Origin of the sequence: Stenotrophomonas maltophilia (assembly GCF_013464915.1) — a bacterium.
Lineage (GTDB): Bacteria > Pseudomonadota > Gammaproteobacteria > Xanthomonadales > Xanthomonadaceae > Stenotrophomonas > Stenotrophomonas maltophilia_AT.
On sequence record NZ_RAVT01000019.1, the window covers coordinates 1 to 24698 of the forward strand.

At 66.2% G+C, this 24698-nt stretch carries 24 protein-coding genes; 17 read left to right on the plus strand and 7 right to left on the minus strand.

Annotated features, from left to right (window positions below; genetic code table 11):
* Nucleotides 1-227 precede the first annotated feature (227 nt).
* Complete coding sequence (gene hemC, locus D7T59_RS06615; protein ID WP_164137768.1) at nt 228-1139, plus strand: hydroxymethylbilane synthase; 912 nt, start codon at nt 228-230, stop codon at nt 1137-1139.
* 117 nt (nt 1140-1256) lie between these two features.
* Here hemC and D7T59_RS06620 read toward each other — a convergent pair whose 3' ends face one another.
* Both D7T59_RS06620 and D7T59_RS06625 read right to left on the minus strand, forming a co-directional pair.
* A complete protein-coding gene (locus D7T59_RS06620) occupies nt 1257-2033 on the minus strand; it encodes a DUF481 domain-containing protein (RefSeq protein ID WP_046987542.1) in 777 nt (258 codons plus the stop codon).
* 105 nt (nt 2034-2138) lie between these two features.
* Nucleotides 2139-2741 carry a LolA-like protein gene (locus D7T59_RS06625; protein ID WP_180853004.1) on the minus strand — a complete coding sequence of 201 codons (603 nt, stop codon included), beginning with the start codon at nt 2739-2741 and terminating at the stop codon, nt 2139-2141.
* An 81-nt stretch (nt 2742-2822) separates the two neighbouring features.
* Here D7T59_RS06625 and D7T59_RS06630 point away from each other — a divergent pair, with 81 nt between their 5' ends.
* Complete coding sequence (locus D7T59_RS06630) at nt 2823-3794, plus strand: helix-turn-helix transcriptional regulator (protein WP_005411144.1); 972 nt, start codon at nt 2823-2825, stop codon at nt 3792-3794.
* Nucleotides 3795-3820: 26 nt separating this feature from the next.
* A complete protein-coding gene (locus D7T59_RS06635; protein ID WP_164137765.1) occupies nt 3821-4615 on the plus strand; it encodes a MetQ/NlpA family ABC transporter substrate-binding protein in 795 nt (264 codons plus the stop codon).
* Between the two features lie 107 nt (nt 4616-4722).
* Here the strand turns inward: D7T59_RS06635 and glpK are convergent, their stop codons facing one another.
* The 3 genes from glpK to D7T59_RS06650 form a co-directional block, all read right to left on the minus strand.
* On the minus strand, nt 4723-6222 hold the full coding sequence (gene glpK / locus D7T59_RS06640; RefSeq protein WP_180853005.1) for a glycerol kinase GlpK: 1500 nt from the start codon (nt 6220-6222) through the stop codon (nt 4723-4725).
* Between the two features lie 93 nt (nt 6223-6315).
* Entirely contained in the window at nt 6316-7797 is a 1482-nt protein-coding gene (gene glpD / locus D7T59_RS06645) for a glycerol-3-phosphate dehydrogenase (protein WP_180853006.1), read from the minus strand.
* Nucleotides 7798-7990: 193 nt separating this feature from the next.
* Complete coding sequence (locus D7T59_RS06650) at nt 7991-8626, minus strand: OmpW/AlkL family protein (RefSeq protein WP_005411140.1); 636 nt, start codon at nt 8624-8626, stop codon at nt 7991-7993.
* Between the two features lie 186 nt (nt 8627-8812).
* Here D7T59_RS06650 and D7T59_RS06655 point away from each other — a divergent pair, with 186 nt between their 5' ends.
* The 3 genes from D7T59_RS06655 to lpdA all read left to right on the plus strand — a co-directional run bounded on the left by D7T59_RS06655 (nt 8813) and on the right by lpdA (nt 13100).
* Nucleotides 8813-9328 carry a DNA-deoxyinosine glycosylase gene (locus tag D7T59_RS06655; RefSeq protein WP_180853007.1) on the plus strand — a complete coding sequence of 172 codons (516 nt, stop codon included), beginning with the start codon at nt 8813-8815 and terminating at the stop codon, nt 9326-9328.
* Nucleotides 9329-9495: 167 nt separating this feature from the next.
* On the plus strand, nt 9496-11202 hold the full coding sequence (gene aceF, locus D7T59_RS06660) for a dihydrolipoyllysine-residue acetyltransferase (protein WP_180882681.1): 1707 nt from the start codon (nt 9496-9498) through the stop codon (nt 11200-11202).
* Between the two features lie 107 nt (nt 11203-11309).
* Nucleotides 11310-13100, plus strand: coding sequence for a dihydrolipoyl dehydrogenase (gene lpdA, locus D7T59_RS06665; protein WP_180853009.1), 1791 nt, complete (start codon nt 11310-11312; stop codon nt 13098-13100).
* 451 nt (nt 13101-13551) lie between these two features.
* Here lpdA and D7T59_RS06670 read toward each other — a convergent pair whose 3' ends face one another.
* Nucleotides 13552-14370 carry a hypothetical protein gene (locus D7T59_RS06670; protein ID WP_180853010.1) on the minus strand — a complete coding sequence of 273 codons (819 nt, stop codon included), beginning with the start codon at nt 14368-14370 and terminating at the stop codon, nt 13552-13554.
* 459 nt (nt 14371-14829) lie between these two features.
* Between D7T59_RS06670 and D7T59_RS06675 the strand changes: the two genes are divergently transcribed.
* From D7T59_RS06675 to D7T59_RS06715, 9 genes are all read left to right on the plus strand, one after another.
* The gene (locus D7T59_RS06675) at nt 14830-15195 is read left to right on the plus strand and encodes a hypothetical protein (protein WP_006394654.1); all 366 of its coding nucleotides are present in this window, start codon (nt 14830-14832) and stop codon (nt 15193-15195) included.
* Nucleotides 15196-15226: 31 nt separating this feature from the next.
* Entirely contained in the window at nt 15227-16027 is an 801-nt protein-coding gene (gene atpB, locus D7T59_RS06680; RefSeq protein WP_010481316.1) for a F0F1 ATP synthase subunit A, read from the plus strand.
* A gap of 73 nt (nt 16028-16100) precedes the next feature.
* Entirely contained in the window at nt 16101-16406 is a 306-nt protein-coding gene (gene atpE / locus D7T59_RS06685; RefSeq protein WP_005411133.1) for a F0F1 ATP synthase subunit C, read from the plus strand.
* Nucleotides 16407-16512: 106 nt separating this feature from the next.
* Complete coding sequence (locus tag D7T59_RS06690; protein WP_180853025.1) at nt 16513-16983, plus strand: F0F1 ATP synthase subunit B; 471 nt, start codon at nt 16513-16515, stop codon at nt 16981-16983.
* A 2-nt stretch (nt 16984-16985) separates the two neighbouring features.
* Nucleotides 16986-17513 carry a F0F1 ATP synthase subunit delta gene (locus D7T59_RS06695; protein ID WP_164137759.1) on the plus strand — a complete coding sequence of 176 codons (528 nt, stop codon included), beginning with the start codon at nt 16986-16988 and terminating at the stop codon, nt 17511-17513.
* 44 nt (nt 17514-17557) lie between these two features.
* Nucleotides 17558-19105, plus strand: a complete 1548-nt coding sequence (atpA, locus tag D7T59_RS06700) for a F0F1 ATP synthase subunit alpha (protein WP_008266965.1) — start codon at nt 17558-17560, stop codon at nt 19103-19105.
* A gap of 97 nt (nt 19106-19202) precedes the next feature.
* Nucleotides 19203-20066, plus strand: a complete 864-nt coding sequence (atpG, locus tag D7T59_RS06705) for a F0F1 ATP synthase subunit gamma (protein WP_006471334.1) — start codon at nt 19203-19205, stop codon at nt 20064-20066.
* 37 nt (nt 20067-20103) lie between these two features.
* Nucleotides 20104-21510, plus strand: coding sequence for a F0F1 ATP synthase subunit beta (gene atpD, locus D7T59_RS06710; protein WP_164137758.1), 1407 nt, complete (start codon nt 20104-20106; stop codon nt 21508-21510).
* Nucleotides 21511-21623: 113 nt separating this feature from the next.
* Nucleotides 21624-22046 (plus strand): F0F1 ATP synthase subunit epsilon, encoded by a 423-nt coding sequence (locus tag D7T59_RS06715; protein WP_005411127.1) that lies wholly within the window; start codon nt 21624-21626, stop codon nt 22044-22046.
* Nucleotides 22047-22292: 246 nt separating this feature from the next.
* Here D7T59_RS06715 and D7T59_RS06720 read toward each other — a convergent pair whose 3' ends face one another.
* Entirely contained in the window at nt 22293-22676 is a 384-nt protein-coding gene (locus D7T59_RS06720) for a GtrA family protein (protein ID WP_180853011.1), read from the minus strand.
* Between the two features lie 82 nt (nt 22677-22758).
* Between D7T59_RS06720 and glmU the strand changes: the two genes are divergently transcribed.
* Both glmU and D7T59_RS06730 read left to right on the plus strand, forming a co-directional pair.
* A complete protein-coding gene (gene glmU, locus D7T59_RS06725) occupies nt 22759-24126 on the plus strand; it encodes a bifunctional UDP-N-acetylglucosamine diphosphorylase/glucosamine-1-phosphate N-acetyltransferase GlmU (RefSeq protein WP_180853012.1) in 1368 nt (455 codons plus the stop codon).
* Complete coding sequence (locus D7T59_RS06730) at nt 24095-24628, plus strand: GNAT family N-acetyltransferase (RefSeq protein WP_180853013.1); 534 nt, start codon at nt 24095-24097, stop codon at nt 24626-24628. The genes glmU and D7T59_RS06730 overlap by 32 nt, the downstream gene beginning before the upstream one ends.
* The last annotated feature ends 70 nt before the right edge of the window (nt 24629-24698 follow it).

A 24698-nucleotide genomic window follows, 5' to 3' on the forward strand; every position in this document is an offset into this window, starting at 1 on the left:
TTTTTTCTTTTGATCTTCCGTGGCTGACGCGCACGGAAACTGTCAGAGGTCGGGCGGGGTGGGTTCGCGGGGGTGTCCGCGGCATGGATGCCGCGGCCAAGCCTCCASGGACGGATTCACGGCGTCYCCCGCGAACCCACCCCGCACGGCCAAGCCCAGCTGCTGCTCCAAGCCACGAGGGGCTCCGCCGTTGGCCGTATCCGCGCCGAAGGCGCGATAATGCCCGGATGGAAACCGTCCGCATCGCTACCCGCAAGAGCCCGCTCGCCCTCTGGCAGAGCGAACACGTCGCCGACCGCCTGCGTCAGGCCCACCCCGGCCTGCATGTGGAACTGGTGCCGATGAGCACCCGCGGTGACGAAGTGCTCGACCGCTCGCTGGCCGCCATCGGTGGCAAGGGCCTGTTCCTGAAGGAACTGGAGCTGGCGATGCTGCGCGGTGACGCCGACTGCGCCGTGCATTCGCTCAAGGATGTGCCGATGGAGCTGGACGCGCCGTTCGCGTTGCCGGCGATGCTGACCCGCCACGATCCGGCCGATGGCTTCGTTTCCAATCTTTATGCCTCGCTGGATGCGCTGCCGATCGGTGCGCGGGTCGGTACGTCGTCGCTGCGTCGCCAGGCCCAGCTGCGCGCGCTGCGACCGGACCTGGAACTGCTCGACCTGCGCGGCAACGTCAACACCCGCCTGGCCAAGCTCGACAACGGTGGCTACGACGCCATCGTGCTGGCGGTGGCCGGGCTGGAACGGCTGGGCCTGGGCGAGCGCATCGTCGCGCGCCTGCAGCCGCCGCAGTGGCTGCCGGCCCCGGCGCAGGGCGCAGTGGCGGTGGAGTGTGATGGCGGCAACGCGCGCCTGATGGCGTTGTTCGCCGGCCTGGATGATGCAGCTACGCGTGCCTGCGTGGAAGCCGAGCGGGCGATGAACCGCGCGCTGCATGGCAGCTGCCATGTGCCGGTGGCGGCGATCGCGCAGTGGCAGGGTGATGATCTGCACCTGCAGGGCCTGGTCGGCAGTGCCAGTGATGGGCGTGCGGTGCGCGCCGAAGCGGTGGGCCCGGCCGGCGATCCGGAAGCGCTGGGCCAGCGCGTGGCGAAGCTGCTGCTGGACGATGGCGCCGGCGAACTGCTGAACGTCTGAACCATCGCAGGTAGTGCCGGCCGCTGGCCGGCAACCTCGTGCCCCAGTTGAATGCAGTTGCCGGCCAGCGGCCGGCACTACCGGAAGCAGAACGGGCGCCCTGGGCGCCCGTTCTGCTTATTTGAACTTGTAGACCACGTTCATCGTGGTCAGCGTATCGGTCTTGCGCTTGTCCTCGGCCACGTCACTGTTGTAACGCGCCTGCCAGCCAGCCTTCAGCGCCAGGTGCTCGTTCATGCTTACCGACACGCCGAAGTCGTTCTGGCCGAAGGTGTTGTACGAACCGGATTCGACCAGCAGGGTGTTCACCAGATCGGTGTTGTCGGTCAGCGAGTACTTCAGGTCGAACAGGCCACGACCGATCATGCCGGTACGGGTGCGGTCGTCCTCGGTGCTGTGGGTGCGGCGCACACCGGGGCCGATCTGCGCGTCGAAGGAGAAGCGCTCGGTGTTCCACAGGCGGGTGCCGTAACCCAGACCGAACGAGCTCTGGCGGTCGTAGGTGGCGAAATCGTCGCGCTCGGTACGTACCGTCGCGGTCAGCTGGCGGTGCTCGCCCAGCTGCAGCGCGCTGCCGGCGCTGCCGGTGTAGCGGTTGGCGGTGGTGTTGTTGCGGCGGGTGGTGGTGCCGTCGTCGTTGGTCTCGGTCACCTTGGAGCTGGAGCGCAGGCCGAACAGGTCCATGCTGTGCACCCAGTCGCCGTCGGTGTAGCGCAGGCGCAGGCGGCCGTTGAAGCTCTCGGTGCTGCTGTTGCCGCGTGCCGAGGCGAAGCCGAGCTCGCCGCCACTGCCGCTCCACGGCGAAGACATCGCCGCCAGTTCGGAGGCATCCTGTGCATACGCGAGCGGCGCGCACAGCAGCAGGGGGATCAGCAGGGACACGCGCAGGGACATCGGGCTTCTCCGAAGCGGTTGACAGCCGGTGATGATACTGGAAGCGTGATGGCGGTCCGAATCGATCCAAAGCGCGCTTCAGCGAACGTTGCCGCGATCGCCTATTCAGGGCCGATCGATACGCAATGCCGGGTCGTTGAAGCGCGAATAGCGCAGGCGCAGCTGGAAACTGCGGCCATTGCTGCTGCCGCTGCGCACGATCTGCCTCGGCAGGCCCTGGGCGTCCACCCAGTACTCCAGGCGTTCGCCGGCCTGCGCGCCGCGAAGGCGGTAATGACGGGTCTCGACCCCATCCAGCGCTTGGCTGCCCAGGTCTTCGGCCTGCAGGTCGGCAGGCAGGGCGTCGGCCGGCAAAGGATTGCGCCACTGCTCCAACACGCCCGGCGGGGTGGGAACCTGGCGGATCGCGCCGTCAGCCTGCAGGAACATGGTGTCGCCAATGATCGTCTGCGGCCCGGCCGGGGTCTGCACCCGGAAGCGGTCGGGGGCGACGAAGTCCATGGCGCTGCGCACCGGCTGTGGTGCGCCCAGCACCTCCAGCTCGGCGTGGAAACTGCTCAGGGCCGCAAAGCGTTGGCTGGCGCCCAGTACGGCCTGCGCCGGATCTGCCGCGGGCACCGGGGCTTCGGTACTGGCCGGCGCCGGTGCGCGATCGCAGGCAGCCAGCAGCAGGCAGGCCAGCAGGGACAGGGCGGGCAACCGGCGCATCGGGCGTTCCATGGGGGTGGGGGCGACCACGATAGCCCAAACGTCCCACACAAGACCCGCGACTCGGACATAATCGGGGGTATGGACCGATACGAACGCATCACCGCCCTGCATCGTCTGCTCAAGTCCGCGCGCTATCCGGTGACGGTGGCGACCCTGCAGGACAAGCTCGGTTGTTCCCGTGCCACCGTCTACCGCGACCTGGCCTTCCTGCGCGATGCGCTGATGGCACCGATCGAGGGCGACGGCGAGGCCGGCTTCCGCTACCAGGCCGACGAGAGCGACCGCTTCGAGCTGCCCGGCCTGTGGCTCAGCTCGGAGGAGCTGCATGCCCTGCTGGCCTCGCAGCACCTTCTGGCGCGGACCGGCGGCGGCGTGCTGTCCTCGGTGCTGGCGCCGCTGCAGCAGCGTATCGAGAGCCTGCTGGCAGCCCAGGCCGGTGTCTCCAACTGGCCGGTGGACCGTGTGCGGGTGATCCCGCACCGCGGACGCAAGTTCGATGAAGGCAGCTTCCGCAGTGTCGCGTCGGCCGTGCTGGAGCGCCGCCAGCTGGCGTTCGAGTACCGTGCCCGTTCCACCGACGAGCCGACCAAGCGCACCGTCTCGCCACAGCGCCTGACCCATTACCGCGACAACTGGTACCTGGATGCCTGGGACCATGACCGCGAAGCCCTGCGCAGCTTCGCCGTGGACCGCATCCACAAGGCGCGGGTCGTCGACAGCACCGCCCGCGACGTGGCCGACAGCGAGCTGGACGAACAGCTGGGTGCCAGCTACGGCATCTTCTCCGGTGCGCCGAAGGGCTGGGCGACCATTCTGTTCAGCGCCAAAGCCGCGCGCTGGGTGGCCGACGAGCATTGGCACTCCAAGCAGCAGGGCCGCTTCCTGGCCGATGGCCGCTATGAACTGAAGGTGCCGTACAGCGTCTCGCGCGAGCTGCTGATGGACGTGCTGCACTACGGCTCGGATGCCGAGATCGTCGAGCCGGTGATGCTGCGCGAGCAGGCCAAGGCGCTGCTCGAGCTGGCCCTGAGCAACTACGAAAAATCCTGACACTCCCCCCGAGAACCCCGCCGCCCATGAAGAAGACCCTGTTGCTGCCCCTGCTCGCCGCTGCGCTGGCCCTGACCGCCTGTGGCAAGTCCGGCGAACCCTCGCAGAAGCTGGTGGTGGCTGCCACGGCCGTGCCGCACGCCGAGATCCTCGAGGTGGTCAAGCCGATCCTCAAGCAGGAAGGCGTGGACCTGGACGTGCGCGTGTTCAACGACTACGTGCAGCCCAACGACCAGCTGGTGCAGAAGCAGGTGGACGCCAACTATTTCCAGACCGAACCTTACCTGGATGCGTACAACCGCGACCGCAAGACCGATCTGGTGAAGGTGATCGGCGTGCACATCGAGCCGTTCGGTGCGTACTCGCGCAAGATCAAGTCGCTGGCCGAGCTGCGCGAAGGTGCCGACGTGGTGATCCCGAACGACCCGAGCAACAACAGCCGCGCGCTGATCCTGCTGCACAAGGCCGGCGTGATCGCTCTGAAGGACCCGGCCAATGCCCTGTCGACCCAGCGCGACATCATCGCCAACCCGAAGAACCTGAAGTTCCGCGAGCTGGACTCGGCGATGCTGCCGCGCGTGCTGGACCAGGTCGACCTGGCCTTGATCAACACCAATTATGCGCTGGACGCCGGCCTCAACCCGACCCAGGACGCACTGGCGATCGAGAGCAAGGATTCGCCGTACGTGAACTTCCTGGTCGCGCGGCCGGACAACAAGGACGACGCCCGCGTGCAGAAGCTGGCCAAGGCCCTGACCAGCCCGCAGGTGAAGGCCTTCATCGAGACCAAGTACAAGGGCGCGGTGCTGCCGGCGTTCTGACCGGCGCTACGGACGTTCTGACCATGCAGTAGGTGCCGGCCGCTGGCCGGCAATCTGCAAACGCCGCCAAGGATCATGGGGTTGCCGGCCAGCGGCCGGCACTACCGTCAGTCGACGTGGAAGGCGAGGGTGGCCGCCACGGCCTGCTGCCACCCGGCATACAGCTTCTCGCGCCGGGCCACCTCCATCCGTGGCTCGAAGCGCCGGTCCAGGCCCCACTGCGCGGCGATCTGCTCGCGGCTGGACCAGAACCCCACTGCCAGACCGGCCAGGTAGGCCGCGCCCAGCGCAGTGGTCTCGGTCAACCGCGGCCGCAGCAGCGGCACGCCAAGGATGTCGGCCTGGAAGCCGGCCAGGAAGTCGTTGCCGATCGCACCGCCGTCGGCGCGCAGTTCGGTCAGCGCGATGCCCGCATCGGACTGCATCGCATCAAGGACGTCGCGGGTCTGGTACGCCATCGCCTCCAGCGCCGCGCGCACGAAGTGTGCCTTGCGGGTGCCGCGGGTCAGGCCGAACATCGCGCCGCGCACATCGCTGCGCCAATAGGGGGCGCCCAGGCCGACGAACGCCGGCACCAGGTAGGTGCCACCACTGTCGGGCACCTGCGCGGCCAACGCCTGGCTGTCACTGGCACGCTCGATCATGCGCAGGCCGTCGCGCAGCCATTGCACCACCGAGCCGGCGATGAAGATCGAGCCTTCCAGCGCATACTCCACGCGGCCATCCAGGCCCCAGGCGATGGTGGTCAGCAGGCCGTTACGGGATCGCACCGCCTGCGCGCCGGTGTGCATCAGCATGAAGCAGCCGGTGCCATAGGTGTTCTTGACCATGCCCGGCTGGAAGCAGGCCTGGCCGAACAGCGCCGCCTGCTGGTCTCCGGCGATGCCGGCGATCGGGATCGGGTGGTCGAAGAAGAACTGCGGCCGGGTGTGCGCATACACCGCGCTGGAATCGCGCACCTGCGGCAGCATCGCGCGGGGTATGTCCAGCAGCGCCAGCAGGTCGTCATCCCAGTCCAGCGTGTGGATGTTGAACAGCAGGGTGCGCGCGGCGTTGCTGTAGTCGGTCACATGGGCCTGGCCGCCGCTGAGGTTCCATACCAGCCAGCTGTCGATGGTGCCGAACAGAAGTTCGCCACGCTCGGCGCGTTGCTGCGCACCTTCCACATGGTCGAGGATCCAGCGCACCTTGGTGGCGGAGAAATAGGCGTCGATCAGCAGGCCGGTGCGTTCGCGGACCAGTGCCTCATGCCCGTCGGACTTCAGCCGCTCGCAGATGGCGTGGCTCTGCCGCGACTGCCAGACGATGGCATTGTGGATCGGCTGGCCGGTGGCGCGGTCCCAGACCACGGTGGTCTCGCGCTGGTTGGTGATGCCCAGCGCGGCGATGTGACGCGGATCGATCTGTTCGCGGCTGAGCAGTTCGGTCAGCGTGGCATAGACGCTGGTGAGGATCTCGCGCGGGTCATGCTCGACCCAGCCGGGTTGCGGGAAGATCTGCGCGAACTCGCGCTGCGCACTGCCGACGATGTCGCCAGCACGGTCGAACAGGATCGCGCGCGAACTGGTGGTGCCCTGGTCGATGGCCAGCACGTAGCGGGGCGTCATGCAGCGTCTCCGGTAGCGATGGGGAAATCCTAAAGCATCGGTAGCGCCAGGCCATGCCCGGCGCCACTGCGAACCGCCGCGCATGGCCCGGCGCTACCGTTGCGACATCCACGCCTGCAGCCGTGCCACCTGGGCAGCGTCCATCCGCAGGCCCAGCTTGCTGCGTCGCCACAGCACGTCCTCGGCGCTGCGTGCCCATTCGTGGTCACGCAGGAAGGCGACCTCGCGCGCGTGCAGGCCTGCACCAAAGTCCTCGCCAAGATCCTCCAGGCTGCGCGCATCCTGCAGCAGCGCAGCACTGCGGCTGCCGTAGGCCCCGGCCCAGCGCTGTGCCGTATCGGAGGGCAACCACGGTGCCAGTGCCTGCAGGTGCAGGCGTGCCTGCGCGGCGTCGCCCCAGTCGCTGCCCGGCAGCGGATGGCCTGCTGCCGTCCATGCTGGTCCCATCTGCGGCAGGGCAGGGCGCAGCAGGTCCAGCGCTTCTTCGGCCAGTACCCGGTACGTGGTCAGCTTGCCGCCCAGCACATGCAGCGCAGGCGCCGGGCCGGACTGCAGTTGCAGGCGATAGTCACGGCTCAGTTTCGCTGCACGCGGGTCCGGATCGGCCAGCAGCGGGCGTACCCCTGCGAACTGCCAGACCACATCCTGCGGGGCGATCGGCTCGCGCAGGTAGCGGTTGGCGGCCTCGCACAGGTAGGCCACTTCGGAAGGCAGCACGCTGCACCGGGCCGGGTCGCCGCGGTAGTCGGTGTCGGTGGTGCCGACCAGCAGGTGGTCGTGGGCGAAGGGCAGCAGGAACACCACGCGGCCATCGGGCTGCTGAAGCAGGCAGGCACTGTCATCGGGCCAGGGCCGGCGCAGTACGATGTGGCTGCCCTGTACCAGGCGCAGGGCGGGGCCGCCATCGCGCGCCTGCATCCGTTCCAGCAGGCCTCCTGCCCAGGGGCCGGCCGCATTGGCAACGGCGTGGGCGATCACCGTTTGCTGCCGGCCGTCGGTGGCTTCCAGCGTGGCCTGCCAACGGCCCTGCACAGGGCGCAGTCCGATGCAGCGGCTGCGCACATGTACCCGTGCGCCACGCTGGGCGGCGTCCAACGCGTTGAGCAGCACCAGCCGCGCGTCATCCACCTGCGCATCGGCGTAGCTGAAGGCCTGCCGCAGATCCGGGGAGAGCCAGGGCCCGAGCGGGTCGCGTTGCAGGTCCAGTGCGCGCGAGGCGGGGAAAGTCGGGCTGCGTCGGCCGAGATTGTCATACAGCCACAGGCCCGCGCGCAGCATCCAGCGCGGTCGCAGGTGGGGTTCCCATGGCAGTACGAAGCGCAACGGACGGACCAGATGGGGTGCCTGCCGGCGCACCACTTCGCGTTCACCCAGTGCCTTGCGCACCAGTCCGAACTGGCCTTGCTCCAGGTAGCGCAGGCCGCCGTGGATCAGTTTGCTGCTGGCGCTGGAGGTGTGCGCGGCCAGGTCATCCTGCTCGCACAACAGCGCCCGCAGGCCGCGGCCGGCTGCATCACGGGCGATGCCGGCGCCGTTGATTCCGCCACCGATCACCAGCAGGTCGACTTCGTCCATCGCGCCTCCGTGTCCTGATTATGTAGAGCCGAGCCCATGCTCGGCTGCTTTCCGGGTGGCCGGGCAAGCTCGACTCTACAAAAAATGCAGCCGAGCATGGGCTCGGCTCTACAGGCGGAACGTGGGTGACGGAAACGACGACGGGCCCCGCAGGGCCCGTCGCGTTACATCAATGAAGCCGGTGCTGCCTGGATCAGAAGCGGGCGCCGATGCCGAAGCCGACGGTCCACGGATCCATCTTGGCTTCGCCGATCTTCTCGCCGCCGACCTTCACGTCCGGACGCGAACGCATGTAGCGGGCATCGGCACGGGCGAACCAGGTCGAGTTGATGTTCATGTCCACGCCGACGGTGCCGATCACGCCCTTGGCATCCTTGAGGCGGATGTCGGAGCTGCTGCCGTCAGCCAGCGTTTCATTGCTGAAGCTGGACTGGTAGTAGCCCACGCCCACGAACGGACGGAACACGTTGTCAGCCTGGCCGAAGTGGTACTGGCCGCTCAGCGCGACCGGCTGCTGCTCGACGTTGCCCAGGCGGGCATTGTTCGGGCCCTTCACCTTGTGGTCGAACTTGTCGGCGGCGCCCCACAGTTCAACGGCCCAGTTGTCGTTGATGTAGTAGCTGAAGCTGACGGTCGGCGCCGGGCCGCCATCGACCTTCTTGATGCCGTCGATCGGATCATTCTTCGGCTGCAGCAGCGCGACGCCGCCAACCACGGCAAAATGCTTGCCCGAAGCGGTATCGGTGGAGCTGCTGTCCTGGGCGAAAGCGGCCGGCGCGAAGGCGGCGGAGGTCAGCAGGGCGAGACTGAGGATACGGATGGAGCGCATGGGGGTATCTCCTAGTGTTTCTTGTTTTGGGCCCCCGGTTGCGGGGCGAGCACACCGTAGTCGCCTCAACATGAATCGAATCCGACGCGCGTTAAAAAATAGTTCTCCTTGTTCAGCGATCAGTGCGAAAAGCCTGTTTCCATGGGGTTTTCCGCGCGCGCCGACATTCATGCAGTTGGAGAAGATGTGAGCGAAGCAACGTTGTGCATCGGCCTGCAAGCGCAGGTGAACGTGCAGTGCCGGGTGCTGTTGCTGGGCTCGATGCCGGGCGCGGCGTCGTTGCAGGAGCAGCGCTACTACGCCCATCCACGCAATCGTTTCTGGTCGCTGATGGCTGATATCTGCGGGTTTGATGCAGGCCTGCCGTATGCACAGCGGTTGCAGGCAGTGCGGGCGGCAGGTGTCGGCCTGTGGGATGTGATCGGCCAATGCGAACGTCGCGGCAGCCTGGATGCGCACATCGTGCGCGGCACGGAAGTGCCCAATGCGCTGCCGGCATTGATCGCTTCTCTTCCTGAGCTGGAGCTGATCGGTTGCAATGGTGGTGCATCGATGCTGGCGTTCCAGCGCTGGGTGCTGCCACGGCTGGAGGCCCCACCCCGGCTGCTGGCGCTGCCTTCCACCAGCCCGGCCAATGCGGCCTGGTCGTTGCCGCGCCTGCGTGTGGCCTGGCAGCCGGTGGCCGACGCACTGGCGACATGAAGCGGACATCGTCCGGACAATACGCTACCGACTGGTCGGGGCCGCACCCCATGGGCAACAGCCTGTCCCGGCTGCGTGCGTACTGAAAACACCTGTAACGGTTGGCGCTGGCCCCCGCTGGCCGCACAATAGACGTTTCCCTACACCAGATTGCCGGAGTTATCCCCATGGCCGAAATCAAGGAAGCACTTGTCCCCGATATCGGTGACTACAGCGATATCCCGGTAATCGAGGTGCTTGTCGCCGTCGGCGATACGGTCAGGAAGGACCAGGGCCTGGTGACGCTGGAAAGCGACAAGGCCACGATGGAAGTGCCGTCCTCGGTGGCCGGTGTGGTCAAGGAACTGAAGGTCAAGGTTGGCGACAGCCTGTCCGAGGGCAAGGTCGTGGCGCTGATCGAAGTGGCCGAAGGCGAGGCCGCTGCGCCGGCAGCTGCCGCTCCCGCACCGGCCAAGGCCGCTGCCCCGGCTGCGGCTGCCCAGAGCGCACCGGCTCCGGCCGCTGCTGCTCCGGCTGCTCCGGCTGCCCCGGCTGCCAGCGGCGGTGCGGTGGAAGCGCTGGTGCCGGATATCGGCGATTACTCCGGCATCCCGGTCATCGAAGTGCTGGTCGCCGTCGGCGACACGGTCAAGAAGGACCAGGGCCTGGTCACGCTGGAAAGCGACAAGGCCACCATGGAGGTGCCGTCTTCGGTGGCCGGTGTGGTCAAGGAGATCAAGGTCAAGGTTGGCGACACTCTGTCGCAGGGCAATGTGGTCGCCATCATCGAAGCCGAAGGTGCTGCCGCGCCGGCACCGGCCAAGGCGGCCGCTCCGGCCCCGGCGGCTGCACCGGCCGCTCCGCAGGCTGCCGCACCGGCCCCGGCTGCGGCTCCGGTTGCTGCCGCGCCGTCGGCCGGCACCCCGGCAAGCCCGCCGGTGCAGTTCAACGCCGATGGCGTGCTGCCGGCCAAGGTGCCGTACGCCACCCCGGCCGTGCGCGTGTTCGCCCGCGAACTGGGCGTGGACCTGCTGCAGATCAGCGGCACCGAGAAGGGCGGCCGCATCACCAAGGGTGACGTGCAGAAGTTCGTCAAGGCGGCACTCAGCGGTGGCGTGCCGGCGGCTGCCGGTGGCGCCGTTGCTGCTGGCGGTGGCCTGAACCTGCTGCCGTGGCCGAAGGTCGACTTCAGCAAGTTCGGCGAGACCGAAGTGCAGCCGCTGTCGCGCATCAAGAAGATCTCGGGTGCCAACCTGGCCCGCAACTGGGCGATGATCCCGCACGTCACCCAGTTCGAGCAGGCCGACATCACCGACCTGGAAGGCCTGCGCGTGGCGCTGAACAAGGAGAACGAGAAGGCCGGCATCAAGCTGACCATGCTCGCTTTCCTGATCAAGGCCAGCGCCGCGGCACTGAAGAAGTTCCCGGAATTCAACGCTTCGCTCGATGCCAGCGGTGAAAACCTGACCCTGAAGAAGTACTTCCACATCGGCTTCGCCGCCGATACGCCGAACGGCCTGGTCGTGCCGGTCATCCGCGACGTGGACAAGAAGGGCGTGGTGCAGATCGCGCAGGAAACCGGCGAACTGGCCAAGAAGGCGCGCGACGGCAAGCTGGGCCCGGCCGACATGAGCGGTGGCTGCTTCTCGATCAGCTCGCTGGGTGGCATCGGTGGCACCGCGTTCACCCCGATCGTCAATGCACCGGAAGTGGCCATCCTCGGCGTCTCCAAGTCCTCCATCCAGCCGGTCTGGAACGGCAAGGAATTCGCGCCGAAGCTGATGCTGCCGCTGTCGCTGAGCTACGACCACCGCGTCATCGATGGTGCCCTGGCCGCACGCTTCACCACGTACCTGTCGCAGGTACTGGCCGACATGCGCCGCGTGCTGCTGTAAGGCACCGCTTCGCCCCCACCGTGCGGCCGCAGCCCCWGGCGCGGCCGCGTGAACAGATGCAGTGACAGCCCACCGGCCATGCCGGGCGGGCACGAGGAAAACCCACCATGGCCACGATTGAAGTCAAGGTTCCCGACATCGGCGATTACAGCGATGTGCCGGTGATCGAAGTGTTGGTCGCCGTCGGCGACACGGTGAAGAAGGATCAGGGTCTGGTGACCCTGGAATCGGACAAGGCCACCCTGGAAGTGCCGTCCTCGGCCGCCGGTGTGGTCAAGGAAATCAAGGTCAAGCTGGGCGACACCCTGTCCGAAGGTGCCGTGGTCGTGGTGCTGGACGCTGAAGGCGCCGCCGAAGTGCCGGCCCCGGCAGCGGCCGCTCCGGCCAGCAAGCCGCCGGTGACCCCGTCGCACCGCGCCCCGGCCGAGCCGGCCGCACCGAAGCCGGCGCTGTCCAGCGGCAAGCCGGCCGACATCGAATGCGAAATGGTCGTGCTGGGCTCGGGCCCGGGCGGCTACACCGCTGCTTTCCGCGCCGCCGACGTCGGCCTGGATACGGTGCTGGTCGAGCGCTACGCCAGCCTCGGCGGCGTCTGCCTCAACGTCGGCTGCATTCCGTCCAAGGCGCTGCTGCACGCGGCAGCGGTCATCGACGAAGTGGCCCATGCCGGTGATTTCGGCGTCGAGTTCGGCAAGCCGACCATCACCCTGGACAAGCTGCGCCAGTACAAGGAAAAGGTCGTCAACCAGCTGACCAAGGGCCTGGCCGGCATGGCCAAGCAGCGCAAGGTCCGCAGCGTGCAGGGCGTCGGCAGGTTTGTTTCGGCCAATGAACTGGAAATCACCGCCGCTGACGGCAGCACCCAGCTGCTGCGCTTCCAGAAGTGCATCATCGCCGCCGGTTCGCAGGCAGTGAAGCTGCCCAACTTCCCTTGGGACGACACGCGCGTGATGGATTCCACCGACGCGCTGGAGCTGGCCGAAGTGCCGGGCTCGCTGCTGGTCGTCGGCGGCGGCATCATCGGCCTGGAAATGGCCACCGTGTATGGCGCGCTGGGCAGCAAGGTCACCGTGGTCGAGTTCATGGACCAGCTGATGCCGGGCGCCGACAAGGACCTGGTCAAGCCGCTGGCCGACCGCCTTAAGAAGCAGGGCATCGAAGTCCACCTGAAGACCAAGGCCTCGGGCGTCACCGCCGATGCCAAGGGCATCACCGTCACCTTCGAAGCCGCCGAGGAAGGCCAGGCGCCCGCGCTGGCGCAGGGCACCTTCGACCGCGTGCTGGTGGCCGTGGGCCGCTCGCCGAACGGCAAGAAGATCGATGCCGAGAAGGCGGGCGTGCAGGTCACCGACCGCGGCTTCATCCCGGTGGATCGCCAGATGCGCACCAACGTGCCGCACATCTTTGCCATCGGCGACATCGTCGGCAACCCGATGCTGGCCCACAAGGCCACGCACGAGGGCAAGCTGGCGGCTGAAGTGGCGGCTGGCCACAAGAAGGAATGGGTCGCCCGCGTGATTCCGTCGGTGGCCTACACCAACCCGGAAATCGCCTGGGTCGGCGTGACCGAGACCGAAGCCAAGGCCAAGGGCCTGAAGGTCGGCGTGGCCAAGTTCCCGTGGGCCGCCAGTGGCCGCGCGATCGGCATCGGCCGTACCGAGGGCTTCACCAAGCTGATCTTCGACGAGGAAACCCACCGCATCATCGGTGGCGCGATCGTCGGCGTGCACGCTGGTGACCTGCTGGCCGAGATCGGCCTGGCCATCGAGATGGGTGCGGAAGCCGAAGACATCGGCCACACCATCCACGCGCACCCGACGCTGAGCGAATCGGTGGCGATGGCTTCGGAAATCTACGACGGCACCATCACCGATCTGTACATGCCGAAGAAGAAGTAAGGCGTCCGCGCCTTCGCGAACGAAAAAGCCCTGGCCTCTGCCGGGGCTTTTTTGTTGGGCTTCGATCACTCTCATTGCGAGCGTTCGGGCCGCAGCACGGGTGGCAGGCGTTTGGACAAATGTCCCCCGTTGCCCGCCTGTGGCGGTCGCCTCCTCCTTTACTTTGTCCAAACGCCCGCCACCCGCGCTGCGGCTCGGCTTGCGGACGGCCGAGCGCCCTGCCCAAGCCGCCTGGATGCCTGGCACGCGGAGGGAGCGGGGGATGTGTGCGAAGTAAAGGAGGAGGTGCCGGCCGCAGGCCGGCGCCGGGGGACATTCGCACGCAGCCCCCGCTCCCTCCAGCGCTCGACCAACCTGCTTCTGCTCTTCTGTCAGGAATCCACAAAAAAACGCGGCCCCGATATTCCGGAGGCCGCGTCAGGAGAGAGGGTGCCGTGGAAGGGGCGGGGGATCAGAACACGAAGCTGACGCCCGCCACCGGGCCCTTGAATTCCTGCTTCAGGCCGATGGTGCCGTCGCTGCCCTTCTTGTCCGCATCGAGCTTGAACCAGTCGTAGCCGGCGAACACGCCGAAGTTCCTGGTGAAGCGGTAATCGACGATGGCGTTGGCGCGGCTCAGGTCACCCTTGTAGTCGTCGAAGCTGCCCCAGCGCGTGTTGAGGTACTGGCCCTGCAGCGTGATCATCCACTTCTCCGACGGCGTGAAGCTCAGGCGCGCGCCGACCACCGGTGCTACACCGTCGGTCTTTTCGTTGAGGAACTGGCCCTCGTAGACGGTGCCCAGGTCGGCGTAGGCCTTGCTGCTCACCTTGGCGTACTCGGCACCAATCTGCAGGCCGAGGTCGAAGGTGTCGGTGTCTACCACCGAGTAGTCATAGACCAGGCTGGCCACCTGGTACTTCAGCTCGCCCTTGACGAAGCTGCCGGACGGCACGTTGACGTCCCCGAAGGAAATGTCCTGGCCGAGGGTCTCGCGGCGGTCCTTGTCGTACTTGAAGTAGTTGAACAGCAGGCGCTGGCGGTTGCTGATGCGGAACATGCCGTCGATGCGCGGTTCCCACTCCTTGCCACCCAGCTTGAAGTCCTCGGAGAAGCCGATGTCCTGGCCGGCCACGTTGGTCTTGCCGCGGATCGTGTTGTCCGAGTCGATGTTCATCGCACCCAGGCGCAGGGCGAAGCGGTCATCGCCTTCGGCGGCGTGGGCGGCAGTGGCGAACGAGGCGCCGGCGGCGAGCAGGGAGAGGGCGAGCAGGGTGGGTACGGAGCGCATCGAAGAGTCCTTGCAGTGGTTCATCAGAATGAAGGCCACTGTGCCGGACATCGCCGTCCACCATCCGTGAACGTATGGTCCACGCGATGTGCACGGTTCAGCACTGTCGCCACGATGCAAAAAGATGGCCCCGGAGCGGGGCTTCGGGGCCATCGTGGGACCTGCGGGGCGAAGCGTCGACGAGGTTGCTGCAGGCAGGTCGAAAGATCGGACCGGTGCATTCGGCGAAAGTTCCGCGGCCTGCGACCAAAGTTCAATACTGCGGTGCAGCATCACGCGGACGTCATTGTCCCCCGGGTGGCACGCAAAAATGTAACCGTTACCGCAACTTGCGGCTTCCCGGGATGAACAGGGAGCGGTTGTCTCGCAAATTGTCCCATTGCTATAATTTGGCGGCTCGATGAGGCCCCCCTGCTGTAGCCGCCTCAGCCCTCCACTTGCAACCACGCGGGACGTCCTGTGCTGAACTCCGTTGATGCGGGTCGGCGACTGATGCTGCGCGCCGCGGTCTACCCGCTGGCCGCAGTGGCTGTCCTGGCCCTGGCCTTCCTGCTGGTAGGTCCGAAATACGCCCTCGGCGCATTGGCGTCCGGTGTGGCCATTTCGGCCGGTGGCTGGGTGGCGGCACGGATGGCACTGGGCGGTGGGGCACTGGCCGCAGGATCGGCGATGGCTCGCCTGATCATTGCCATCGTGGCCAAGTGGGTCGTGGTTTTCGGCGTCCTGCTGGTGGGGTTCCTGGTCTTCAAGCTGCCTGCATTGGCGCTGTTGGCCGGTATCGCCGTCGGCTTGATGTTCCAGGTCCTGGCGATGGCCAGGCGTTGACAGAATTCAATTAACTGAAGGTTCCGGACACATGGCGGGCGAGGCTCTAACCCCTACCAGCTACATCCAGCATCACCTGCACAACCTGACCGCGCCGGTCGGCAAGGGTGAGGGTATGTTCTGGCATATCCACGTCGATACCTTCCTCACCGCGGTCCTGATGGGCCTTGTGATCGTTGTCGCGTTCTGGCTGGGCACCCGCAAGGCCACCGCCGGTGTGCCGGGCAAGTGGCAGGCCTTCGTGGAAATCTGCCTGGAGTTCGTTGACCGCCAGGCCAAGGACACCTACCACGGCAAGAGCAAGCTGGTCACGCCGATCGCCATCACCATCTTCTTCTGGATTCTGCTGATGAATCTGCTGAAGATGATCCCGGCCGATTTCATCGCCAAGCCGCTGGAATGGGTGGGCGTGCACTACTGGAAGCCGGTCCCGACCGCGGACGTCAATGCCACCCTGGGCATGGCCATCAGCGTGTTCTTCCTGATGCTGTTCTTCGCGCTCAAGTCCAAGGGCCTGGGCGGCTTCATCAAGGAATTCCTGACGGCGCCGTTCGGCAAGTGGATGATGCCGTTCAACCTGATCCTCAACATCGTCGAGTGGCTGAGCAAGCCGATCTCGCTGGCGATGCGACTGTTCGGCAACATGTTCGGCGGCGAAATCGTGTTCCTGCTGATCTGGGTGCTGGGTGGTGCCGGTTTCTTCGGCGCCATTGCCGGTGGTGTGTTCGGCCTCGGCTGGATGCTGTTCCACCTGCTGGTGATCCCGCTGCAGGCCTTCATCTTCATGATGCTGTCGATCGTGTACCTGAGCCTGTCGGAAGACGCTCACTGAGTTTCAAGCTTCAACGCGTTTCAACCTTCATCCGTTTCATCACCCTTAGCAACTTAAGTTCCTGGAGATAACCATGTACTTCGCCGTCCTGACCAACTTCGCGCAGATTCAGAGCTCCACCGCCCTTGCCGTCGGCATCATGATCGGCCTGGCCGCGCTGGGCGCCGGTCTGGGTCTGGCCATCATGGCTGGTAAGTTCCTGGAGTCGGCCGCCCGCCAGCCGGAACTGATCCCGGTCCTGCAGGTCCGCATGTTCATCACCGCCGGCCTGATCGACGCCGCGTTCATCATCTCGGTCGCCGTCGGCCTGCTGCTGGCCTTCGCCAACCCGCTGTCGGCTGCCTTCGCTGGCGCCGTCACCAAGGCTCTGGCCGGCTGATACAGCGGTTTGAGACGACCGGGTGCTGATGCACCCGGTTTCGGATGAAGGCCGGATGCGCCGCTACGGCGGCGCGTCCACCCCGAAACCAGCGATCGAGCTAACCATGAATATCAATTTCACCCTTCTTGCGCAGGCGCTCGCCTTCGCTGGTCTGATCTGGATCATCGCGACCAAGATCTGGCCGCCGCTGATGAACGCGATCGAAGAGCGCCAGCAGAAGATTGCTGAAGGCCTCGCTGCTGCCGACCGCAGCCAGAAAGATCTGGCCCAGGCGCAGGAGAAGGTCAACGAAGCGCTGAAGGAAGCACGCACCAAGGCCAACGAGATCATCGATCAGGCCCACGCACGTGCCAACCAGATCGTTGATGCTGCCCGTAACGAAGCGATCACCGAAGCCACCCGTCAGAAGGAACTGGCCCAGGCTGAAATCGACGCCGCCGCCAACCGTGCCCGTGAAGATCTGCGCAAGCAGGTGTCCGTGCTGGCCGTGACCGGTGCCGAAAAGCTGCTCAAGCGCGAAATCGACGCCAACGCCCACAAGGCGCTGCTCGACGAGCTGGCCTCGGAGATCTAAGGATGAGCCAGGCCCTCACGCTTGCCCGCCCGTACGCCCGCGCCGCGTTCGCGACCGCGCGCGACGAAGGCGCGTTCGCGCCGTGGTCGGACGCCCTGGCGTTCTCCGCCCACGTCGCCGCCGACCCGCGCGTGGCGGCCCTGCTCGCCAACCCGGAGCTGGGTCGTGACGACGCCGTCGCCCTGCTGGCGCCGGCGTCCCACGGCGAGACCTACTCGCGCTTCCTGGCCATCCTGGCCGAATCGCATCGTCTGCCGCTGCTGCCGGAAATCTCCGGCATGTTCGACGCCCTGCGCGCCGAAGCCGAGCACGTGGTCAAGGCCACCGTCACCTCGGCCGCCGAACTGTCGGCCGGTGAGCTGGACGCGATCAAGGTCGCGCTGCGCAAGCGCTTCAACCGCGAGGTCGACGTGACCACCGCGGTCGATGCCTCGCTGATCGGCGGCGCCGTGATCGACGCCGGCGACGTGGTCATCGATGGTTCGCTGAAGGGCAAGCTGGCCCGTCTGCAGACCGCGCTCGCTAACTGAATTCATTTAACGTCCGGCCCCGCTGCCGGCACTAGGACTTGACGATGGCAACCACGCTCAACCCCTCCGAAATCAGCGAACTGATCAAGAACCGCATCGAGAAGGTCAAGCTGGCCGCGGAATCGCGCAACGAAGGCACCGTGACCAGCGTGTCCGACGGCATCGTGCGCATCTTCGGTCTGGCCGACGTGATGCAGGGCGAAATGATCGAACTGCCGAACAACACCTTCGCCCTGGCCCTGAACCTGGAGCGCGACTCGGTCGGCGCCGTGGTCCTGGGTGACTACGAGCACCTGCGCGAAGGCGACGTCGCCAAGACCACCGGCCGCATCCTGGAAGTGCCGGTCGGTCCGGAACTGCTGGGCCGCGTCGTGAACGCGCTGGGCGAGCCGATCGACGGCAAGGGCCCGCTGGGCACCGACCTGACCGCTCCGGTGGAGCGTGTTGCGCCGGGCGTGATCTGGCGCAAGTCGGTCGACCAGCCGGTGCAGACCGGTTACAAGTCGGTCGACGCGATGATCCCGATCGGCCGTGGCCAGCGCGAGCTGATCATCGGCGATCGCCAGACCGGCAAGACCGCGATGGCCATCGATGCGGTGATCAACCAGAAGGGCACCGGCATCAAGTGCGTGTACGTTGCGATCGGCCAGAAGGCTTCGACCATCGCCAACATCGTGCGCAAGCTGGAAGAGAACGGCGCGCTGGCCCACACCATCGTGGTGGCCGCGACCGCTTCCGAATCGGCTGCCATGCAGTACATCAGCGCCTACTCGGGCTGCACCATGGGTGAGTACTTCATGGACCGCGGCGAAGACGCGCTGATCGTGTACGACGATCTGTCCAAGCAGGCTGTCGCCTACCGCCAGATCTCGCTGCTGCTGAAGCGCCCGCCGGGCCGTGAAGCCTACCCGGGTGACGTGTTCTACCTGCACTCCCGTCTGCTCGAGCGCGCTGCCCGCGTGTCCGAGGAATACGTCGAGAAGTTCACCGAAGGCAAGGTCACCGGCAAGACCGGTTCGCTGACCGCACTGCCGATCATCGAAACCCAGGCCGGCGACGTGTCCGCCTTCGTTCCGACCAACGTGATCTCGATCACCGACGGCCAGATCTTCCTGGAAACCGACCTGTTCAACGCCGGCATCCGCCCGGCCGTGAACGCCGGTATCTCGGTGTCGCGCGTCGGTGGCTCGGCCCAGACCAAGATCATCAAGAAGCTGTCGGGCGGCATCCGTATCTCGCTGGCCCAGTACCGTGAGCTGGCTGCGTTCGCGCAGTTCGCCTCGGACCTGGACGAAGCGACCCGCAAGCAGCTGGAGCGTGGCCAGCGCGTTACCGAGCTGATGAAGCAGAAGCAGTACGCGCCGATGTCGATCGCCAACCAGGCGCTGTCGATCTACGCCGTCAACGAGGGTTACCTCGACGACGTGCCGGTCAACAAGCTGCTGGCGTTCGAAGAAGGCCTGCACGCCCACTTCGCCAACACCCAGGGCGAACTGGTCAGCAAGGTCAACGCCACCGGCGGTTGGGACAACGACATCGAAGGTGCCTTCAAGAAGGGCATCGCCGAGTTCAAGACCACCGGCAGCTGGTAATCGCGGTCCTGTAGAGCGGAGCCGCGGGCTCCGCTGGACCAGATGACAAACGGTTGAACAACGCGGGGCACCAGCCCCGCGCCACGGGAAACAAAAGATGGCAAGCGGACGCGAAATCAAAACCAAGATCAAGAGCGTGCAGAACACCCGCAAGGTGACGCGCGCCCTGGAAATGGTCTCGGCCTCCAAGATCCGCAAGGCGCAGGATCGGATGAAGACCTCGCGTCCGTACGCGCAGGCGATGAAGCAGGTGATCGGTCATCTGGCCCAGGCCAGCACCGACTACCAGCATCCGTTCCTGGTCGAGCGCGAGCAGGTCAAGCGGGTCGGTTTCATCGTGATCTCCTCCGATCGCGGCCTGGCCGGCGGCCTGAACAACAACCTGTTCCGCAAGATGCTGGGCGAAGCCAAGGCATGGCAGGACAAGGGTGCGGAAGTGGACCTGGTGACCATCGGCCAGAAGGCATCGACCTTCTTCCGCCGCGTGAAGGTCAACATGGTCGGCAGCGTGACCCACATCGGCGACGTGCCGAAGCTGGAATCGCTGATCGGTGTGATCAAGGTCATGCTCGATGCCTTCACCGAAGGCAAGGTCGACCGCGTGTACCTGGTCTACAACCGCTTCGTGAACACCATGACGCAGAAGGCCAGCTTCGATCAGCTGCTGCCGCTGCCGCCGGCTGAGAAGCAGGTCGCTCACCACGACTGGGACTACCTCTACGAGCCCGATGCCGCGACCGTGCTGGAGCACGTGATGACGCGTTACATCGAGTCGCTGGTGTACCAGGCACTGCTGGAAAACGTCGCCTCCGAGCATGCGGCACGCATGGTTGCGATGAAGGCGGCGAGCGACAACGCCAACAAGCTGATCGGCACCCTGCAGCTCGTCTACAACAAGGCGCGCCAGGCAGCGATCACCCAGGAAATCTCCGAAATCGTCGGCGGCGCGGCAGCAGTCTGACCGCGTTCGTTCAAAGCACACATTAGAGGATGCAGCAATGAGTCAGGGCAAGATCGTTCAGATCATCGGCGCGGTCGTCGACGTCGAATTCCCGCGTGAGTCGGTGCCGAAGGTGTACGACGCACTGAAGGTCGAAAACACCGAGATCACCCTCGAAGTCCAGCAGCAGCTGGGCGACGGCGTGGTGCGTACCATCGCCCTCGGTTCCACCGACGGCCTGAAGCGCAACCTGGTTGCCGTCAACACCAACCGCGGCATCTCCGTGCCGGTCGGCGCCGGCACCCTGGGCCGCATCATGGACGTGCTGGGCCGTCCGATCGACGAAGCCGGCCCGGTGGCCGCCAGCGACAGCTGGGAAATCCACCGTGCGGCCCCGTCGTACGAAGACCAGTCCCCGGCCACCGAACTGCTGGAAACCGGCATCAAGGTCATCGACCTGATGTGCCCGTTCGCCAAGGGCGGCAAGGTCGGCCTGTTCGGCGGCGCCGGCGTCGGCAAGACCGTCAACATGATGGAACTGATCAACAACATCGCCAAGGCGCACAGCGGTCTGTCCGTGTTCGCCGGCGTGGGTGAGCGTACCCGTGAGGGCAACGACTTCTACCACGAAATGAAGGACTCCAACGTCCTGGACAAGGTGGCGATGGTGTACGGCCAGATGAACGAGCCGCCGGGCAACCGTCTGCGCGTCGCCCTGACCGGCCTGACCATGGCCGAGTACTTCCGCGACGAGAAGGACGAAAACGGCAAGGGCAAGGACGTCCTGCTGTTCGTCGACAACATCTACCGCTACACCCTGGCCGGTACCGAAGTGTCGGCACTGCTGGGCCGTATGCCGTCCGCCGTGGGTTACCAGCCGACCCTGGCCGAGGAAATGGGCGTCCTGCAGGAACGCATCACCTCGACCAAGAACGGTTCGATCACCTCGATCCAGGCCGTCTACGTTCCTGCGGATGACCTGACCGACCCGTCGCCGGCGACCACCTTCGCCCACCTGGACTCGACCGTGACCCTGTCGCGTTCGATCGCCTCGCTGGGTATCTACCCGGCCGTCGATCCGCTGGACTCCACCAGCCGCCAGATGGACCCGCTGGTCATCGGCCACGAGCACTACGACACCGCCCAGCGCGTCCAGCAGACCCTGCAGAAGTACAAGGAACTGAAGGACATCATCGCGATCCTGGGCATGGACGAACTGTCCGAAGAGGACAAGCAGGCCGTGTCGCGCGCCCGTAAGATCGAGCGCTTCTTCAGCCAGCCGTTCCACGTGGCCGAAGTGTTCACCGGTTCGCCGGGCAAGTACGTGCCGCTGAAGGACACCATCCGTGGCTTCAAGGCCATCGTCGATGGCGAGTACGACCACCTGCCGGAGCAGGCGTTCTACATGGTCGGCGGCATCGAAGAAGCGGTCGAGAAGGCCAAGAAGATGGCCGAGAAGGCCTGATCCGGGACGGGCGGGAGCGATCCTGCCCGACCTGACGCCGGTGCCGGGCAACCGCCCGCGCCGGTGGACTCCCACGGTGGCATTGCGCCGCCGCGAACAGCGAAGAGATTTGCATGAGCACGATCCGTTGCGACATCGTCAGCGCCGAGCAGGAAATCTTCCGTGGCGAAGCGACCCTGGTCGTGGCCACCGGTGAGCTGGGCGAACTGGGCATCGCGCCCAAGCACGCACCGCTGATCACCCGCCTGAAGCCGGGCAAGGTGGTGGTGACCACGCCGAACGGCGAGCAGCTGGATTTCGCCATTTCCGGCGGCATCCTGGAAGTGCAGCCGCAGGTGGTGACCGTGCTGGCCGACACCGCGATCCGCGCGCAGGACATCGACGAAGCCTCGGTCCGCAAGGCCAAGGAAGAAGCCGAGCGCATCCTGGCCAACCGCGGCGAAGCGATGGAAGTGGCTGAAGCCCAGCAGAAGCTGGCCGAAGCCGTCGTCCAGCTGCAGGCCCTGGAGCGCCTGCGCAAGACCCTCAAGCACTGAGGCTCACGCGCTGCATCCACGAGAACGCCGGCCTTGTGCCGGCGTTTTTGTTTGGAGCGGGGCAGGCCCGCCTGGGTAGAGTCGACTGTCAGTCGACTATCGCGCGCAGCGCGGCATTCTCGCGACCTGATGGAAGAGCAGTCGACTAACAGTCGACTCTACCGATCCCGATCCCGATCCCGATCCCGATCCCGATCCCGAATCCCGATCCCGATCCCGATCCGGCATCCAGAATCCCACCCCGTATCAGCGATACACCACGTACCGCATCAGCAGGAACGACACGAAGGCCAGCGCGCCCTCCACCAGCGGCTTGGCCAGCCAGGTGTACCGCAGGCCGAGCGCATGATCGACCAGGCTCACCAGCAGCGTGCTCGCCACGGTCATCAGCAGCCATAGGCCGAAGAAGCGGGCAAAGCGCTTCCAGCCAAGTCTATGTGCGCCCGCCTCGGCAAAGGTGTAGCGGCCGTTGAGCCAGAAGCCCAGCAGCATGCCGGCCACGCGCCCGGCCACGTTGGCCGGCGCAACCGGCATGCCCAGCGCGGTGGCGGCCACGAACACCAGCCAGTCGAGCAGCAGCTGCACGAGCCCGATGACGAGGTAGGCGCTTCCCTGGCGGATGAGGCTCATCGGCATGGCGAAGGGGGAGGGATGCCCATGTTAACGGCGCACGCTCTAGAATCACCGGCAACGAACCACGGACTACCGTTCCATGACCCAAGCCCTGCACGTCATCATCCTCGCCGCCGGCGCTGGCAAGCGCATGAAGTCGGTGCTGCCGAAGGTGCTGCAGCCGATCGCGGGCCAGCCGATGCTGGCGCACGTGATCGATGCGGCCCGTGAGCTCCAGCCGGCGGCGATCCATGTGGTCCATGGCCACGGCGGCGAAGCCGTGCGCCAGTACTTCGTCGGCCAGCAGGACCTGCAATGGGCTGAACAGGCACAGCAGCTCGGCACCGGCCACGCCGTCGCGCAGGCGATGCCGCAGGTGCCCGATGCTGCACAGGTACTGGTGCTGTACGGCGACGTACCGCTGATCCGTGCGCAGACCCTGCGTGAGCTGCTCGCGCAGCCGGGTCGGCTGGCGGTGCTGGTGGCCGAGGTGGATGACCCGACCGGCTATGGCCGCGTGCTGCGCGATGCCGAAGGCAAGGTGGGTGCGATCGTCGAGCAGAAGGATGCCAGCGACGAGCAGTTGCGCGTGCGCATCATCAACACCGGCATCATCGCCGCAGAATCTACCGCGCTGCGCCGCTGGCTGTCGCAGCTGTCGAACAGCAACGCACAGGGCGAGTACTACCTGACCGACGTGTTCGCGTTCGCCGCGCACGAGTACACCCCGGCCGAGATGGCGCTGGTGGCCGACGCGCAGGAAGCCGAAGGGGCGAACGATCCGTGGCAGCTGTCGCAGCTGGAGCGTGCCTGGCAGCGTCGCGCGGTGCGTGCGCTGTGCGCGCAGGGCGCGCGCGTGCGCGACCCGGCACGGGTCGACATCCGCGGCACCGTCACCGTGGGCAGCGACGTGCTGATCGACGTCGATGTCGTGCTCGAGGGCGACGTGGTGCTCGGCGACGGCGTCACCGTCGGTCCGTTCAACCGTTTGAAGGACGTCAACCTCGGGCCGGGCACTGAAGTGCGTGCGCACTGCGATCTGGAGGGCGTGGTGACCGAGGGTGCGGCGCAGATCGGCCCGTTCGCGCGCCTGCGCCCGGGCACCGTGCTGGCCGATGGGGTGCACGTCGGCAACTTCGTCGAAACCAAGAAGGTCACGCTGGGTGTGGGCAGCAAGGCCAACCACCTCACCTACCTGGGCGATGCGGTGATCGGCAGCAGGGTGAACATCGGCGCTGGCACCATCACCTGCAACTACGATGGCGTGAACAAGTCGACCACCACCATCGGTGACAACGCGTTCATCGGCTCCAACAGTTCGCTGGTAGCACCGGTGACCATTGGCGACGGCGCGACCATTGCCGCCGGTTCGGTCATCACCCGCAACGCGCCGGACGGCAAGCTGACACTGGCACGTGCACGACAGGAAACCATCGATGGCTGGAAGCGCCCGCTCAGGAAGTCCTGAGCCACGCATTCCCCGCGCCGATGAACTCGGTGTGCTGCCCGGCATCGAGCAGCGCGCCGGCGAGGTGTTGAAGGGCCATGAGGCCTATCCGGTGTTCGCCGGTCATGGCCTGGATCTGCCGACACTACAGGAGGGCCTCGAGCGCCGGCAGCTGTGGGTGGTGGATGCGGCTGACGGTGGCATCGCCGGCTATCTGCTTGCCGGCGAACTGGCCGGTGAGTTCCATGTGCTGCAGATGGACGTGGACCCCGCGCATGCGCGGCAAGGCCATGGGCGCGCGTTGTTGCGCCATGCAGTGGCACGGGCCCGGGCGGAAGGCTATCGCTCGGCTGTGCTGACCACGTTGTCCGACGTGCCGTGGAATGCGGCCTTCTATGCCAGCGAAGGGTTCGTCGCCGCGCCGGAGGCGGAGTGGGGTGCAGGACTGCAGGCGGTGATGGCCGAAGAGGCCGCGCTCGGGTTTCCGATGCATCTGCGCGTGGCGATGCGGCGCGTCTGGTAGCTGCCGACCTTGGTCGGCATATCCACGCATGGCGTGGATCTGCTGACTGGCCGACCAGGGTCGGAGACTA